Source organism: Nocardia sp. NBC_01499 (genome assembly GCF_045040275.1).
Classification (GTDB): domain Bacteria; phylum Actinomycetota; class Actinomycetes; order Mycobacteriales; family Mycobacteriaceae; genus Nocardia.
In genome coordinates this window covers 3,087,956-3,103,699 of sequence record NZ_CP109426.1, presented here as the reverse complement: position 1 = coordinate 3,103,699, position 15,744 = coordinate 3,087,956, and the positions used below count along the sequence as shown (strand labels likewise).

Sequence of the window (15,744 nt, the reverse complement as noted above, 5' to 3'; positions counted from 1 at the left end):
AACGTCTTCGGGCGCGCCTGGCGGGTCAGGCCGCCAGGGGCAGCTGGTCGGCCTCGGTGAGTGGCGCGTCGGAACCGGCGAGGTAGCGCTGCAGGGTCGAGCGGTCGTCGAGCACCAGCCAGGAGATCGCGTCGGTGAGCTCGCCGCGCTGCGCCTTGGTTGTCACGCCGAAGGTGGTGCCGAGCAGGAACGTTCCGTCCGCGGCGGCCGGTACCGGTGTACCGCCGATCTTCACGATGGCTCGTTCGGCGACTACAGACTCGATCTCGTCGGTGATGACGATGGCGACGCGGCTGTTGGCGCCGGCGCCGATCCCGAGCAGCAGCCTGGCCAGCCGGTTCGACCAGCGATCCAGCTCGGCGTAGGTGAGGGCGCAGTCGGCGGTGGACACCACGACCGCGTTCGGATCGACCTCGGCGACGGGCCGCGCGAGCGGCAGCAGGCGGAGGTTGTCGGCGAGCGATTCGGTCAGCGTATGCATTGTGGTTGTCCCTCGGAGTCTCGGTGAAGAGGTCTTTTGCGTACCTCTAAATCTCGTCTACGAGGGAGAACTTCGACAGCAACCCAAGCGCTGGTGGTTGTCCCTCCGAGGGTGGGGAAATTCGCACCCAAGGGGGTACTGCGGAACTACATCAATCTGTGACGAAGCCGTTGAGTGTGCCGTTCAGATCGGTCAGTAGCGCGCGGGCGGCGACCAGACCGTTGCCGTGCCAGACGGTGTCCTCGACGGCGAAGACGCGTTTGTCGGTGGCGGCGCCGAGGTCTTTCCACTCGTCGGTGCGCATCACCTTCTCGCCGTGCTGCTTGCCCTGTTCACCGGCGAGGATCACGTAGATCAGGTCGCCTTCCACCTTGGTGGCGAACTGGTCGGGGTTGACGTCGAAGGACGGGCCGCGCTGGGCGGTCGGCCGCTGCACACCCGCGTCGCTGATGACCTGACCCGCGAAGCTGTTGTTGCCCTGAATCTCGTTGGTATCACCGGTGAATCGGATGAGCGAGGCCTGGGTCTGACTGGACGAGATCGCGTTGCCGGTGTCGGTGGCCTCGGTGCGGTAGTTGTCGAGTGCGGTGTCCGCGGCCGCGCGTCGGCCCAAACCCGTTGCGAGCGCGGTGAATTCGGCCTGCCAGCTGTTGTTCGCGCCGACAAGCACGGTGGGCGCGATGGCCCGCAGCGTGTCGAAACTCGCAGTGGTGGTTGGGATATCGCCGAGGATGAGATCGGGATGCAGATCGGCGATCAGCGCCGGATCGGGCTGCGCGGCCGAGCCGACGCCGGGGATCTTCAGCACGCCGGTGCCGAGATAGGCGGGCTGCGGGCTCGGGCCGTCCAGGGTGACCGCGCCGACGACGCGCTCCCACAGCCCGACCGCGCACACCGCGTCCAGCGCCGAGGTGGTGAGCACGACGATGCGCTGCGGATCGGCGGGCACCTCCGAGACACCGGCGGCATGGGTGACGGTGCGGGTGCTGCCGTTCGCCGGATCGGGTGCGCTCGGCAGCGCACAGGCCTTGGTGGTGTCGCGCTCGAGCCCGATGACGCCAGCACCCGCGATATTCGTGGTGGTGCGCACGATGCTGCTCGCGTCGTCGGGCTTGCTGCTGCAGCCCGCGGCGACAACGGTGACGCATAACGCCGCGACGGCGACGATCCGGCGCGCCACGCGGGCGGTGCCGGATCGGGGAGAAGCTGTGCGGTTTCGGGTGCGAACGAAGGCGCTCAGCGGCATGCGGGTGAGGGTACATGCGTCGGCGCGGCAGGAAGGGGAGAGGTCAGTGTCGCCGCGCCGTCGCGGGAGTCGTCAGGCCTTGTCCCCGCCGAGGCTGAACCGGGCGCCGGTGATATCGGTGACCGTGGCCAACCGGCCGAATTGGGTGTCTTCGGGCGGACGCACCACCGAACCGCCCAGCTCGACGACCTTGGCGACCGTCTTGTCCACCTCGTTCGCGCCGAAGTACACGCCCCAACCGCCTGGCACGCCCTCGGGCAGGAAGGCCGAGGCATCGAGGACACCACCGAGCATGGGGCTGTCCGAGTGAATGGTGGTGTAGCGGAACTCCGGTGCGTCCGAGATGGTGAACGGGTCCTGCCAGCCGAAGACATCGCGGTAGAAATCGAGCGAGGTGTCGTAGGCGCGGGTGTGCAGCTCGAACCAGGAGGGCACGCCGTCGTTGTCGCCCCAACGTCCGCCGGAGACCGGGGCGACGGTCTCGATACCGCCGAAAGTGCCTGCCTGCCAAGCACCTACGCCGACTCCGCCCGCGTCGCCGAGCACCGCCATGCTGCCGAGATCGCCGACCCGCATCGGCGGCACGACCACGGTGCCACCCTGTGCGACCGCCTTGTCCGCGGTGGCCTGGATGTCGGTACTCGCGAGGTAGACGGTCCACTGCTCCGGCGCGTCGACATCGTCCTCGCTGTGTCCCATGGCGCCCGCGACCGCGAGACCGTGCTGACGGAACGTGACATAGCCGCCGAACTCCTCGGCGGCGCGCTCGGCGGTCCACCCGAACAACTCGCCGTAGAAGGCGATGCTGCGATCGACATCGGAGGTGTAGAGATCGACCCAGCAGGGATCGCCGGGCTTGGGCTGGTTCTGGTCGGTCATGGCTGATCTCCTGGACAGGGGTGGAAGACTGATCACCGATATAGACGCCTGCCGCGGACGAAACTCATCGCTGCCGTCGATCAGCCCGGCCGACACGGTGGCCGACCGGCGCGGTGTCTGATCAACGCAGTGCCCGATCAACGAAATACGACACAGAGTAGGACCCGTGCGGATTGCTGCGGCAGCACGGTTTACGATTCCAGGAGCGCAAGCGAACTGTCGTCTGTTCCGACACGGGGATGGATGCAAGCAGCGGAGCCTGCGGAGCGACCTAAAGGCACCTTCAGGAGGATCAGTGACTGCGGTAGAGCCCCAGCCAGTCCAGCAGTTGGAAGCGACTCGGCCGTATCCGGCGCGGACCGGGCCGAAGGGTTCGTATCTCTACAAGATGGTCACCACCACCGACCCCAAGGTCCTCGGCGTCATGTACCTGGTGACGGCGATGAGCTTCTTCCTCATCGGCGGCCTGATGGCGCTGATGATGCGGGCCGAGCTCGCGCGGCCGGGTCTGCAGTTCCTCTCGCCGGAACAGTTCAACCAGCTGTTCACCATGCACGGCACGATCATGCTGCTGTTCTACGCGACGGCCATCGTGTTCGGCTTCGCCAACATCGTGCTTCCGCTGCAGATCGGCGCCCCCGACGTCGCCTTCCCGCGACTGAACGCGTTCAGCTACTGGCTGTACCTGTTCGGCGGCACGATGGCGACCGCGGGCTTCATCACCCCGGGCGGCGCGGCCGACTTCGGCTGGACCGCCTACACCCCGCTGACCAGCATCCTGCACTCGCCCGGTGTCGGCGCTGACCTGTGGATCCTTGGCCTGGCCGTCTCCGGTCTCGGCACCATCCTCGGTGGCGTCAACATGCTGACCACCGTCGTCTGCCTGCGTGCCCCCGGCATGACCATGTTCCGGATGCCGATCTTCACCTGGAACATCGCCGTCACCAGCGTGCTTGTCCTGCTTGCCTTCCCGCTGCTCACCGCGGCGCTGTTCGGCCTCGCCTACGACCGGCACCTCGGCGGCCACATCTACGACCCGGCGTCCGGCGGCGTCCTGCTCTATCAGCACCTGTTCTGGTTCTTCGGGCATCCAGAGGTGTACATCATCGCGCTACCGTTCTTCGGCATCGTGTCCGAGATCTTCCCGGTGTTCTCGCGTAAGCCGATCTTCGGTTACACCACCCTCGTGTACGCGACGCTCGGCATCGCCGCGCTGTCGATCGCGGTGTGGGCGCACCACATGTACGCCACCGGTGCCGTGTTGCTGCCGTACTTCTCGTTCATGACGTTCCTGATCGCCGTGCCGACGGGTGTGAAGTTCTTCAACTGGATCGGCACCATGTGGCGCGGTCAGTTGACGTTCGAGACGCCGATGCTGTGGTCGATCGGCTTCCTGGTGACCTTCCTCTTCGGTGGTCTCTCGGGTGTCATCCTGGCCAGCCCGCCGCTGGACTTCCACGTCACCGACTCGTACTTCGTTGTCGCGCACTTCCATTACGTGCTCTTCGGCACCATCGTGTTCGCCACCTTCGCCGGTATCTACTTCTGGTTCCCGAAGATCACCGGCCGGATGATGGACGAGCGCCTCGGCAAGTGGCACTTCTGGACCACGTTCGTCGGCTTCCACACCACGTTCCTTGTGCAGCACTGGCTGGGCGCCGAGGGCATGCCGCGTCGCTACGCCGACTACCTGCCAAGCGACGGCTTCACCACGCTGAACACCATCTCCACCATCGGCGCGTTCATCCTCGGCGCCTCGATGCTGCCGTTCCTCTGGAACGTCTTCAAGAGCTTCCGATACGGCGAGGTCGTCACGGTGGATGACCCGTGGGGCTACGGCAACTCCCTCGAATGGGCGACCAGCTGCCCGCCGCCGCGGCACAACTTCTACGAGCTGCCGCGGATCCGGTCGGAGCGTCCGGCCTTCGAGCTGCACTACCCGCACATGGTCGAGCGGATGCGCGCCGAAGCGCACGTCGGCTGGGGTTCGGGCAAGCACGCCACCGACGTCCACGAAGGCGCAGTGGTCACCAAGTAGGAATTCAATTACGACGACGAGTGTGCACCTGCTGGTCAACGGCGGGTGCACACTCGTTTGTGCAGCACAGCAGCGACGTGACAACGAGGTCAAGCGCAACCAACTTCTAGCCTGGAGTACTTCAGTTGGCCGACACCACCGTTCTCGTCACCGTCACCGGACCCGACCGTCCCGGTGTGACGTCCGTGCTGCTCGCGGCGATGTCCCGGCACCACGTGAGCCTGCTCGACGTCGAGCAGGTCGTCATCCGAGGTCGGCTGACCCTCGGCGTGCTGGTCACCTGCCCAGGTGACCCCGAGTCGCTGCAGGACGAACTCGAGGAAGCGATGAACACCGTCGGCGTGCACGTCGACGTGGAGGTCGACGCGGCGATCGGCAGAGAGCCGATGTCCACCCACGCGGTGGTCATCCTCGGCGCCCCGGTCACCGCACACGCGTTCAGCGCGGTATCGCGGCAGCTGGCCATCCTCGGCGCCAATATCGACACCATCCGCGGCATCGCGGACTACCCGGTCACCGGGATGGAACTGCTGGTGACCGCGACCGACACCGGCGCGGACACCGACTCGAGGTTGCGTACGGCGCTGGCCGAGGTCGCGGTGGCCGAGCGGGTCGACGTCGCGGTGGAACGGGCCGGACTCGCCCGCCGGGCCAAGCGGCTCATCGTGTTCGACGTGGACTCGACGCTCATCCAGGGCGAGGTGATCGAGATGCTCGCCGCGCACGCGGGTGTGGAGGCGGAGGTCCGCAAGGTCACCGAATCCGCCATGCGCGGCGAGATCGACTTCGGCGAATCGCTGCGGCAGCGGGTCGCGACTCTGGAGGGCCTCGACGCGTCGGTGATCGAAGAGGTGGCCGATCGGATCGAGCTGACTCCCGGCGCCCGCACCACCATTCGCACGCTGCGCAGGCTCGGCTTCCGCTGCGGCGTGGTGTCTGGCGGTTTCCGTCAGGTGATCGAGCCGCTGGCGCACGAACTCGAGCTGGACTTCGTGCAGGCCAACACCCTGGAGATCAAGGGAGGCAAGCTGACCGGCCGGGTCGTCGGCGAGATCGTCGACCGCGCGGCCAAGGCCACCGCGTTGCGCAAGTTCGCGGCCGAGGCTGGGGTGCCGATGGAGCAGACGGTCGCGGTCGGCGACGGCGCCAACGACATCGACATGCTCAACGCGGCCGGGCTCGGGGTCGCGTTCAACGCCAAACCCGCGCTGCGCGAGATCGCCGACGCGGCACTGTCGCACCCCTACCTGGACGCGGTGCTGTACGTGCTCGGCGTCACGCGGCACGAGGTGGAGGCCGCCGACGCCCGCGACGGCGGCGTGCGGCGGGTGCCACTCGATCAGTGAACGGCCGGTAGCACGGGCACCGTAGTTTTCGCTGTTGTTAATCTAATTCGACAGTAGTGCAGTGATTTTCGTCGCTAGCGTCGCTGCATGACGAACAATGAAGTGGCAGAACTGGTCCTGGCTCCCGCAGCGGATCTCGCGCGGCGGATCCGCGGTCGCGCGATATCTCCGGTGGAGGTGGTCGAGGCGTATCTGTCCCGGATCGAGGACAAGAACCCCGCGCTCAACGCCTACGTGAGCGTGCTCGCCGACGAGGCGCGGGCCGCGGCGAAGACGGCCGAGGACGAGGTGGCCGCCGGGCGGGTGCGCGGACCGCTGCACGGGGTGCCGATCGCGATCAAGGATCTCTTCGACTTCAAGGCCGGTGTGCCGAATACGTTCGGCGTCAAGGAGTTCGCCGCCTATGTGCCGGAGGAAACCGCGCCGCACGTGCGCAGGCTCGAGGAACTCGGCGCCATCGTGCTCGGCAAGACGAACACCCCCGAATTCGGGCACAAGGCGACCACCGACAACCGGTTGTTCGGCCCGACGAGCACCCCGTTCGCCCTCGACCACAACGCGGGCGGTTCGTCGGGCGGCAGCGCGGCCGCGGTCGCCGCGGGACTGTGCGCGTTGTCGCAAGGCTCCGATGGTGGTGGCTCCGTACGCATTCCGGCCGCCATGTGCGGTGTGGTCGGCCTCAAGCCCAGTTACGGACTACTCGCCGGGGTGGTGCGCCCCGACGCCTTCTTCACCATGGACCCGTTCATGGGCAACGGCCCGCTGGCCCGTTCCGTCGAGGACTGCGCGCTGATGCTCGACGCGATGGCGGGATTCGACGAGCACGATCCGGGCAGCGTGCCGCTGCCGACGCAGCGGTACAGCGACGCGATCTTCGCGCCCGTCGCCGGCCTGCGGGTGGCGTATCTGCCGACGCTCGGCGGGTTTCCGGTCGAGGCCGAGGTGCGCACGGTCGTCGACGCGGCGGTGCGCGCGTTCGACCTTGCTGGCGTCGAGGTCGAAACACCCGAATTCGCGCTGCCCGCACCGCATCAGGAGGTCACCGACCTGTGGCTGCGGCTCACCGGGTCGGCCATGGTGTCGCTGATCGAGATGTTCGGCGATCTCGGGCTCGATCTGCGCACCGTGTCCTGGGACAACCTGCCGCCGCAGCTGCGTGACGCCGCCGACCGCGGCGCCGCGATGACCATGGCGCAGAATCGCCGGGATCAGTTCCTGCGCACCGCGATCTTCGATGCGATCCTGGCCGTCCTCGATCGCTACGACGCGATCATCACCCCCACCCTCGCGGTGGCCGGGGTGCCCAACGCCGACGACGGCTGGACCGTCGGGCCAGACTCGGTCGACGGGGAGACCGTCGATCCCGTACTCGGCTGGTGTCTGACTCATCCGTTCAACTACAGCGGCCACCCGGCGATCTCGGTCCCCGGCGGCACGACAGCACAGGGGCTGCCGGTCGGCATGCAGATCGTCGGGCGCCGTTTCCGCGACGACACCGTGCTGAGCCTTGCCGCGGCGTTCGAGCGGATTCGCCCCTGGCAGCACACCTACCAGGGGTTGCTCGGCTGACCGGGCGCACGAGGAGCCAATGGCCGGATTCGTCGGACACCGTCGGTAAGCTGGCGCCGACCAGGATCGTCAGGGCGAAATCGGAGGGTGCGTTGCGGAAATCTCTGCTTGTGCTGCTGCTCGGATTGGCTGTTGCCGGGTGCGGTAAGAACGATTCGTCCTCGGACGCGACCTCCTCGGCCGCGCCGACCTCGGCCCAAGGGCCTGCCGCGGTGACGGCGGGCCAGGCCGATAACGGGCAGGAACGACAGGTCGCCGTCGGGCAGTCGCTCGTGGTGACGCTGCCAGCGAACCCGGCGACCGGATACCTGTGGCAGATCACCGAGCTGGACGCGAATCTGCTTCAGGCGCAAGGCGATCCGGGGTACAAGCCGGATCCCAACGTGCCGGTCGCGCCCGGCTCCGGCGGCGGTACGGTGTGGACCTTCGTCGGTAAGGCCCCTGGTACCACCAAGCTCTCGATGGATTACCTGCGGCCGTGGGAGCAGGGTGTCGAACCCGCGCAAACGTATTCATTGACGATCAAGGTGGAGTGATGTCGAGCATCCCGGAATGCGGTGCCGGAGTCCGGGACGCCCTGGAAAACCCTGTGCGGCCAGTCGAATTCGATGCGGAGGGCTTCCGCGTCCGGCACGCGGAACTCGCGCGGGGCTACGGCGGCGCCGGCGACCCCGACGATCCGGCCATGGTGCAGGCCATGCAGATCGTGCTGCACCTGCCCAAGGTGGATCCGCCGCCGCGCAGCGTGCTGCTCGCCGCGGCGGCCACCGCCTCGGTGGCGCTGTGCCTCGATCCGAGGGTCGGTCCGGACGGCGAGTGGGCGTCGCGCTACCTGGCCTGGAAGCGTTCACGCATCCGCAAGGTGAGTCGGCGCGCCCGTGGCGCCCAGTGGCTCGCGGCGAACGAGGTGGACGGCATCACCGTCGACCTCGACGGCGCGCAGGCCCGCGCACTCGTCCCTGGACCGGTCCGCGACGTCGACCCGCGGATTCGGCGTTTACAGATCGGCGGCACCGACCTCGAGCACGACGACCCGGGGCCCGCCGATCCGGAACTGCCGGTGCTGTGGGTGAATTCGGCACTCGGCATGACGCTGGGCAAGGCCGCCGCGCAGGTCGGGCACGCCAGCATGTTGCTGGCCGGTGCGTTGACCGCAGAGCATGCGCTGCGCTGGGCCGAGCGGGAATTCCGTTGCTCGGTAAGGGAAGCCGATGCGCGACAATGGAAGGCGTTGGCCGATCAGGTCGCGCGCGGCACGGCGGTAGCTGTGCGCGACGCCGGGTTCACCGAGGTGGCGCCCGGCTCGATGACGGTGATCGCGGTGCCAGCCCGATCGTCGTAACCGTCGCAAAGACGCCCGCGCGGAATGTGCGTTGCGCGGGTCGAATTGGGGTATCACTCTGAGCAACTTCACCGAGGACGTTGTGCCCTACCCACGCCGAGCTCTCCCAGTGGAGGCTTGTAGTTATCGCGGCATCGCGTCCTTGCCGACCGAAGGAAGGACCAGCTATGACGACGCTGCTGGTGATTCTCGCCCTGTGGGTGCTCCTGTCGGTTCCCTTGGCCCTCATCGTGGCCCGGCTGCTGCACAAATCGGGCGATGACGACCATCAACCTCCGGAACAACCCGACGACCAGCGCCTTCGCGATCTCTTCGCGCTCGGCCGCCGCCGCTGACCCCAGCGACACGCTTTTCGCACCGCCCGCGTTGGCGAGTAGTCGGGCGGGTGGGCCAAGATGGACCGCGTGCCGCAACCGGATCCCGATCTGCTCATCGATTTCACCGACGTCACCGTCCGCCGCTCGGGCCATACGCTCGTCGGCCCCGTCACCTGGCAGGTCGAGCTCGACGAACGCTGGGTCGTGCTCGGGCCCAACGGCGCGGGCAAGACCTCACTGCTCCGCATGGCCGCCGCCGAGATGCATCCGACCTCGGGTACCGCCCATCTGCTCGGCGAGGTGCTCGGCAAGGTCGACATCAGCGAGCTGCGCCCGCGCATCGGCTTGTCCTCCGCGGCGGTAGCGGGCCGGGTGCCGCGCGAGGAGAAGGTCAGCGATCTGGTGGTGTCGGCGGGATACGCGGTGCTCGGCCGCTGGCGCGAACGCTACGACGACGTCGACACCGATCGCGCCGTCGACATGCTGGAAAGCCTGGGTGCCGAACATCTTTCGGACCGCACCTACGGCACGCTGTCGGAGGGCGAGCGCAAACGAGTGATGATTGCTCGCGCGCTGATGACCGACCCGGAACTGCTGCTGCTCGACGAACCGGCCGCCGGCCTCGACCTCGGCGGTCGCGAGGAACTGGTGGAACGGCTCGGCGATCTCGCCGCCGACCCGGACTCACCCGCCATCGTCCTGGTCACCCACCACGTCGAGGAGATCCCGCCCGGGTTCACCCACGGGCTCCTGCTCAACGAGGGTGAAGTGGTCTCGCAGGGACTGCTCAGCGACGTGCTGACCTCCGAAAACCTGAGTGACGCCTTCCGCCAATCCATCGCACTCGATCGCGTGGACGGCCGCTACTTCGCCCGTCGCTCGCGCCGCGCCGGAAAACACCGCACCCGCTGACACCCCCGTGCCGTAACCCCGACCGAAGGCGCCCTTCATCGCGTCCGCCCCCTAAAGGTCGCCTTCGGTCGCTGCCTGGTCCCCGACTGAAGGCGACCATTTGCTGGTGTGGGCGGCTGAAGGGCGCCTTCGGTCGGTCGCTTGCGGGACCAAGCACGCGTTAGGGTGCAAGGGTGAGTGAGACAAATGCGCAGGGTGACTCTCAGCTGGTGCCGCCCAAGGATGCGTCGACGGTGATGCTGGTGCGCGATGGCGCCGCAGGGCCCGAGATCTTTCTGCAGCGCAGGGTTGGTGCGATGGCGTTCGCGGCCGGGATGACCGTGTTCCCTGGCGGCGGCGTCGACCCCGCCGACGGCACGGCCGACATCGAATGGGCCGGGCCCGAACCCGCTTGGTGGGCAGAGCGTTTCGCCACCACCGAGCCGAGGGCCAAGGCGCTCGTCTGCGCCGCCGTGCGCGAGACATTCGAGGAATGCGGTGTGCTGCTTGCCGGTCCGACCGCCGACAGCGTGGTCTCCGACACCGCGGGCTATCGCGAGGCACGCGGCAGGCTGGAACGACGCGAACTGTCCCTCGCCGGTTTCCTCGCCGCGGAGCATCTGGTGTTGCGCGCGGATCTGCTTCGGCCGTGGGCGAATTGGATCACGCCGGTGGTCGAGCCGCGGCGCTACGACACCCGGTTCTTCGTCGCGGTACTGCCGGACGGACAGCTGGCCGACGGCGCGACCACCGAGGCGGCGGAGGTGCAGTGGCGTACTCCGGCCGAGGCACTGGACCGGTGGCGCGCCGGTGCCGACATCCTGCTGCCGCCCACCTGGTCGCAGTTGGACGCGCTCGCTGAATTCGGTTCCACCGCAGAGATTTTCGGCGCCGACGCGGTGATCGAGCCGATCATGCCGATACTGTCCGACACCGTGGGACAGCGGGTGCTGAGCTTCCCGGACAGTCAGCGCTACTTCGCCGATCTCCCGGATAGAAGCAGGCTCAAGGGATCCGTCCGCAAGTGAGTCCTCGGGTGCGCACCCGGTAGCGTTTCCGTCCATGGCCGAATTCGTGACCCTGGATCTGCCCGAGGGTGCTACCGCGCGCCGCGTCGCCGTCCTCCGGATCGCCCGCCCGCCGATGAACCTGCTCAACGCGCAGCTGGTGCGGGAGCTGGCCGCGGCGGCCGAGACCGTCGCCGAGGACCCGTCGATCGCCGCGGTCATGCTCTACGGCGACGAGCGGGTGTTCTCGGCGGGCGACGACCTGACCGAGCTGGCCGGACTGAGCGAAGACCAGGCGCGCGCGATGGCGAGTGATCTGCAGCATGACCTCGGTTGCCTCGCCCGGCTGCCGCAGCCGACCGTCGCGGCGATCAGCGGCTACTGCCTCGGTGGCGGGCTCGAGCTCGCGCTCGGCGCGGATCGGCGGATCATCGGCGACAACGTCAAGCTCGGCCTGCCGCAGATCAAGGCCGGGCTCATCCCGCTCGCCGGGATCCGCCGCCTTTCCCTGCTGATCGGCCAGGGACCGGCCAGGGACCTCGTCTACAGCGGTCGCTTCGTCGAGGCCGACGAGGCGCGCACGCTGGGTCTGGTCGACGAGGTCGTCGCGCCCGACGATGTCTACACCGCCGCGCTGCAGTGGGCCGGGCAGTTCACCGACGGCCCGGCCCGCGCCCTCGCCGCCGCGAAGGCGGTGTTCGAGGCGGGCCCGCACGGCCTCGACCGCGCACAGACCGAATGGTCTGATTTGTTCGCCACCGAAGACCGCCGGATCGGGACCGAGTCCTACCTGGCGGACGGTCCGGGCTCGGCGGCATTCGTCGGTCGATGAGCCGTCCCGAACGCGATCTTTGAAGTCCGGTTTGTGACGGTCTGAGCAGCGGGTTGTCGAAGATCACCTGATCGGAACAGGTTCCTATCTGGCCAACGGTCCAGATGTGGCCGGAAATCATGGGCCGACAGCAGGCCGGATCTGCGTGTTTGGGTAGGCTTGGCGTCCATGACGGTACGTCCCGACGACCCCGCGCCTCACCCGCACGCCACCGAGGCAGAGGTCGAAGCAGCGCGCAAGGATACGAAGCTCGCCCAGGTGCTCTATCACGACTGGGAAGCGGAGACCTACGACGACAAATGGTCGATTTCCTATGACGAGCGCTGCATCGAATATGCCCGCGGTCGGTTCGACGCTGCCGTCGGTCCCGCCCCGCTGCCGTACGACCGCGCGCTCGAACTCGGTTGTGGCACCGGCTTTTTCCTGCTGAACCTGATGCAGGGCGGCGTGGCGAAGACCGGCTCCGTCACCGACCTGTCGCCGGGCATGGTGAAGGTCGCGCTGCGCAACGCGCAGAACCTCGGCCTCGACGTGGACGGCCGGGTCGCCGACGCCGAAACCATCCCGTACGAGGACGACACCTTCGATCTCGTGTGCGGGCACGCGGTGCTGCACCACATCCCGGATGTCGAACTCGCACTGAAGGAATGTCTGCGCGTGCTCAAGCCGGGCGGCCGCTTCGTCTTCGCGGGCGAGCCGACCACCGCGGGCAACTTCTACGCACGCTGGCTCGGCCGGGCCACCTGGAAGGCCACCACCACCGTCACCAAGCTGCCGCAGCTGGCCGGTTGGCGGCGTCCGCAGACCGAGCTCGACGAGTCCTCCCGGGCCGCGGCGCTCGAGGCGGTCGTCGACCTGCACACGTTCGACCCGCGCGACCTGGAGCGGATGGCGAGCTCGGCCGGTGCCGTCGACGTCAAGGCGACCACCGAAGAGTTCGCGGCCGCGCTGTGGGGCTGGCCGGTGCGCACGTTCGAGGCGGCCGTGCCGGACGAGAAGCTGACCATGGGCTACCGGTTGGCCATGTACAAGGCGTGGCTGCGGCTGAGCTGGCTGGACGAGAACGTCATGCGCCGGGTGGTGCCGCGTCAGTTCTTCTACAACGCGATGATCACCGGCGTGAAGCCGGGTAGTTCTGCCAAGTAGTGGGCTACGGCTTCAGTCGCGAGGACGTCGCCTTCCTCGGCAGCACGGCGGGCACTGCCGCGCTGACCGAGGTGGACCGGCTGGAGCTGTCCCAGGCAACGCATCTGCGTGATCTGGAGCGGGTGCGCCGCGAACACGGCGGGCGGGCGGCGGCGCTCGTCGAAACGGTGCGCCTGCGCCGCAAGGCGGGTGCCAAGCTCGCCGGCGCGGGGGACTGGTTGTTCACCGACGACGCCTTGCAGCAGGCGACCCCGACGCTGGTCGCGCGCCAGCGGGCCGCCCGGTTGGCCGGTCGTGCGGTGCACGACGTGACGTGCTCGATCGGGGCGGAACTCGCCGAGCTGGCGCGGGTGTGCACGTTCGTGATCGGCAGCGACCTGGACGATGTGCGGTTGTCGATGGCCGCGCACAACCTCGCCGGACGCCGAAATGTATTGCTGGCCAAGGCGGATGCGCTCGTGCCGGTGAGTAGGGATACCGTCGTCATCGCCGATCCGGCGCGGCGAGCGGACGGGCGGCGCACCCACGATCCGGCGAAACTGCAGCCACCACTGCCCGACCTGCTCGCCGCCTACCCCGGCCGCGATCTCGCCGTAAAGTGTGCCCCCGGACTGGATTTCGACCGACTCGACTGGTCCGGCGAGATCGAAGTGGTCTCCCTCGACGGCGCCGTCCGCGAGGCCTGCCTCTGGTCGGCGGGCCTGACCGACCCCGCCGTCACCCGCCGCGCGACCGTATCGTCCTCGGCCGGAACATCTTTCACCCTCACCGACGCGGACACCGACGACATCCCCGAACGGGAACCCGGCGACTGGATCATCGATCCCGACGGCGCCGTCGTCCGCGCCGGACTTGTCCGCCACTACGCCGCGAAACATGCCCTCTGGCAACTGGACCCACGCATCGCCTACCTCACCGGCGACACCGTCCCACCCGGAACCCGAGGCTTCCGCATCATCGACCGCCTCGACTACCGCGAGAAAACCCTGCGTGCCGAACTCCGCCGCCACGACTGCGGCCCCCTGGAAATCCTGATCCGCGGCGTAGACGTAGACCCCGACAAGCTCCGCCGCACCCTCAAACCCCAAGGCACCCAACCGTTCACCCTGGTGATCACCCGAATAGGCCGCACGCCGACGGCCTTCCTGTGCACCGCCGTCGCGGCTACTCGCTGACGCGTCAGCGTTCGGGCTTGAAGACGAACAGTTCGCCGATGCGGGTGGCGACGATGACCTCGCCCTGCGCGCCGATGGAGGTGCCGGTTGTGCTGCCTTGCGCGCCGGGGAGCACATCGGAGTCGATGGTGGTGCCGGTCTTGGTGTCGAAGGTGATGAGGTTGAGGCCCTCGCCGATCGCCGCGGCGGTGTAGCCGGTACCGCCCGCGGTTTGCACGGGCGTGCCGCGCAGGTCGAGATCCTTACGCTCCCAAGCGATCTCCGCGGCATTGCCCTTGTCGCGCAGGGCGAGCAGATAGCCCTCGTCGCCGGACGGGATGATCAGGCCGTCGCTGGACACCGAAATGCCGCCGCGCGGTGTCCATTCCAGCGGCTGCACCCATTTGGTGCGCCCGTCGGCGGTATCGACGGCGATCAGCCGCTTGCTGTTGTCGCCGACGTAGACGGTCTTGCCGTCGGGCGACAGGGTCGGGCTGGTGGAGCTGCCGCCGGACAGCAGGTCGGCACGCCATTCCTGTTGGATCTTGTTGTCCGCGTAGCGAAGTGCGACCAGGGCGGCGGTCGGTTTGCCCGGCTGCCATACCGTGACGTAGAAGCGTCCCGTCGCGGCGTCGACGGCCGAGATGTTCGCGACCGGGCACTGCGGTTCGCCGACGTGGCAGTCGTCGAGGCCCTGCCCGGCCGCCGGCCAGGTGAGGTTCGGGTTGTCCAGGAAGTCGGGCTCGCCGAGCAGCTGCATCGTGGACACGACACGGTCGCCGGTCTGCCGGGAGAGCACGTCGACCTGACCGGATTGGGTGATCGTCAACAGGTTTCCGTCGCCGGTGAACTGCGCCGAGACCGGGGCACCGGCCACCGTCGTGCGCCACCTCGGCTGGCCGAGGTAGTTGAACGAGATCACCGCGCCGACATTGTCCTTGTCGTCGCCGACATAGACATTCGTCATGCCGTCCACCACCGACGGCGTCGCGATCGCGGTCGGACCGAGCCCGCTGCAGAAACGCTTGCGCCCGGTGGCCATCTGGAAGGAGTAGAGGGTGCAGCTCGGCGTGTTCGTGGTCAGGAACATCTGTCCGTCGGGGCCGATCGTGACCGGCTCGGCGATCGGCCCGCCGATCGGGCGCGACCAGCTCAACGCGATCTTCCTGGCGCCGACCACCGGGCTGCTTCCGCCGTTGCGTCCGTCGTGATACGCGGCTGGCCAGCCCTTTCCCGGACCGACCGCGATGTCGTCGACGTCGGTGCCGCAGCCGGCCAACGCCAGCGCACCGACCGCGGCCAGCGACGCAACCACCCGCATCCGCGACGGTCGCCACATGGAACTAGCCAGTACGCCACTTCGCACCTGCTGCACTCCTGTCGTCGTTTCCGCTCGCACGAGACTAAAGCGTGCCGACCCACAGCTCTGGAGCGACCCGGTTCGGGTGTACGCGTGTGGATTCGGGGGCGCCGCCCGCGGCGCAGCAGTCACTGTA

General features: G+C 68.1%; 15 protein-coding genes. 11 read left to right on the top strand and 4 right to left on the bottom strand.

Features of this window, described 5'->3' with window-relative positions; genetic code table 11:
- Positions 1-25: 25 nt before the first annotated feature.
- The 3 genes from OG203_RS14330 to OG203_RS14320 all read right to left on the bottom strand — a co-directional run bounded on the left by OG203_RS14330 (position 26) and on the right by OG203_RS14320 (position 2,606).
- Positions 26-481: an AMP-binding protein gene (locus tag OG203_RS14330; protein ID WP_405166136.1), complete on the bottom strand. Its 456-nt coding sequence runs from the start codon at positions 479-481 to the stop codon at positions 26-28.
- A gap of 151 nt (positions 482-632) precedes the next feature.
- Positions 633-1,727, bottom strand: a complete 1,095-nt coding sequence (locus OG203_RS14325; RefSeq protein ID WP_405166135.1) for an ABC transporter substrate-binding protein — start codon at positions 1,725-1,727, stop codon at positions 633-635.
- Between the two features lie 72 nt (positions 1,728-1,799).
- Positions 1,800-2,606 (bottom strand): VOC family protein, encoded by an 807-nt coding sequence (locus OG203_RS14320; protein WP_405166134.1) that lies wholly within the window; start codon positions 2,604-2,606, stop codon positions 1,800-1,802.
- A 295-nt stretch (positions 2,607-2,901) separates the two neighbouring features.
- Between OG203_RS14320 and ctaD the strand changes: the two genes are divergently transcribed.
- The 11 genes from ctaD (at position 2,902) to OG203_RS14265 (ending at position 14,269) form a co-directional block, all read left to right on the top strand.
- Entirely contained in the window at positions 2,902-4,644 is a 1,743-nt protein-coding gene (gene ctaD / locus OG203_RS14315) for a cytochrome c oxidase subunit I (RefSeq protein WP_405166133.1), read from the top strand.
- Between the two features lie 125 nt (positions 4,645-4,769).
- Positions 4,770-5,990: a phosphoserine phosphatase SerB gene (gene serB / locus OG203_RS14310; protein ID WP_405166132.1), complete on the top strand. Its 1,221-nt coding sequence runs from the start codon at positions 4,770-4,772 to the stop codon at positions 5,988-5,990.
- Positions 5,991-6,077: 87 nt separating this feature from the next.
- A complete protein-coding gene (locus OG203_RS14305) occupies positions 6,078-7,559 on the top strand; it encodes an amidase (RefSeq protein ID WP_405166131.1) in 1,482 nt (493 codons plus the stop codon).
- Between the two features lie 92 nt (positions 7,560-7,651).
- Positions 7,652-8,095, top strand: coding sequence for a protease inhibitor I42 family protein (locus tag OG203_RS14300; RefSeq protein ID WP_405166130.1), 444 nt, complete (start codon positions 7,652-7,654; stop codon positions 8,093-8,095).
- Positions 8,095-8,901, top strand: coding sequence for an aminoacyl-tRNA hydrolase (locus tag OG203_RS14295; protein WP_405166129.1), 807 nt, complete (start codon positions 8,095-8,097; stop codon positions 8,899-8,901). The genes OG203_RS14300 and OG203_RS14295 overlap by 1 nt, the downstream gene beginning before the upstream one ends.
- 167 nt (positions 8,902-9,068) lie before the next feature.
- A complete protein-coding gene (locus tag OG203_RS14290; RefSeq protein WP_405166128.1) occupies positions 9,069-9,236 on the top strand; it encodes a hypothetical protein in 168 nt (55 codons plus the stop codon).
- A gap of 60 nt (positions 9,237-9,296) precedes the next feature.
- Positions 9,297-10,130 carry an ABC transporter ATP-binding protein gene (locus OG203_RS14285; protein ID WP_405166127.1) on the top strand — a complete coding sequence of 278 codons (834 nt, stop codon included), beginning with the start codon at positions 9,297-9,299 and terminating at the stop codon, positions 10,128-10,130.
- 236 nt (positions 10,131-10,366) lie between these two features.
- Complete coding sequence (locus OG203_RS14280; RefSeq protein WP_405167875.1) at positions 10,367-11,137, top strand: NUDIX hydrolase; 771 nt, start codon at positions 10,367-10,369, stop codon at positions 11,135-11,137.
- Positions 11,138-11,171: 34 nt separating this feature from the next.
- Positions 11,172-11,948 carry an enoyl-CoA hydratase-related protein gene (locus OG203_RS14275; RefSeq protein ID WP_405166126.1) on the top strand — a complete coding sequence of 259 codons (777 nt, stop codon included), beginning with the start codon at positions 11,172-11,174 and terminating at the stop codon, positions 11,946-11,948.
- A 168-nt stretch (positions 11,949-12,116) separates the two neighbouring features.
- Complete coding sequence (locus tag OG203_RS14270) at positions 12,117-13,094, top strand: class I SAM-dependent methyltransferase (protein WP_405166125.1); 978 nt, start codon at positions 12,117-12,119, stop codon at positions 13,092-13,094.
- A complete protein-coding gene (locus tag OG203_RS14265) occupies positions 13,094-14,269 on the top strand; it encodes a THUMP-like domain-containing protein (RefSeq protein ID WP_405166124.1) in 1,176 nt (391 codons plus the stop codon). The genes OG203_RS14270 and OG203_RS14265 overlap by 1 nt, the downstream gene beginning before the upstream one ends.
- 4 nt (positions 14,270-14,273) lie before the next feature.
- On the opposite strand, the gene OG203_RS14260 is transcribed toward OG203_RS14265, so the two are convergent.
- Positions 14,274-15,614 (bottom strand): PQQ-binding-like beta-propeller repeat protein, encoded by a 1,341-nt coding sequence (locus OG203_RS14260; RefSeq protein WP_405166123.1) that lies wholly within the window; start codon positions 15,612-15,614, stop codon positions 14,274-14,276.
- Positions 15,615-15,744 lie beyond the last annotated feature (130 nt).

What these genes read in the sequence shown, in the direction of transcription:
- OG203_RS14330 (WP_405166136.1), bottom strand. Translation starts at nt 481, where the DNA reads ATGCATACGCTGACCGAATCGCTCGCCGACAACCTCCGCCTGCTGCCG.
- OG203_RS14325 (WP_405166135.1), bottom strand. Translation starts at nt 1,727, where the DNA reads ATGCCGCTGAGCGCCTTCGTTCGCACCCGAAACCGCACAGCTTCTCCC.
- OG203_RS14320 (WP_405166134.1), bottom strand. Translation starts at nt 2,606, where the DNA reads ATGACCGACCAGAACCAGCCCAAGCCCGGCGATCCCTGCTGGGTCGAT.
- OG203_RS14305 (WP_405166131.1), top strand. Translation starts at nt 6,078, where the DNA reads ATGACGAACAATGAAGTGGCAGAACTGGTCCTGGCTCCCGCAGCGGAT.
- OG203_RS14295 (WP_405166129.1), top strand. Translation starts at nt 8,095, where the DNA reads ATGTCGAGCATCCCGGAATGCGGTGCCGGAGTCCGGGACGCCCTGGAA.
- OG203_RS14290 (WP_405166128.1), top strand. Translation starts at nt 9,069, where the DNA reads ATGACGACGCTGCTGGTGATTCTCGCCCTGTGGGTGCTCCTGTCGGTT.
- OG203_RS14285 (WP_405166127.1), top strand. Translation starts at nt 9,297, where the DNA reads ATGGACCGCGTGCCGCAACCGGATCCCGATCTGCTCATCGATTTCACC.
- OG203_RS14280 (WP_405167875.1), top strand. Translation starts at nt 10,367, where the DNA reads ATGCTGGTGCGCGATGGCGCCGCAGGGCCCGAGATCTTTCTGCAGCGC.
- OG203_RS14275 (WP_405166126.1), top strand. Translation starts at nt 11,172, where the DNA reads ATGGCCGAATTCGTGACCCTGGATCTGCCCGAGGGTGCTACCGCGCGC.
- OG203_RS14270 (WP_405166125.1), top strand. Translation starts at nt 12,117, where the DNA reads ATGACGGTACGTCCCGACGACCCCGCGCCTCACCCGCACGCCACCGAG.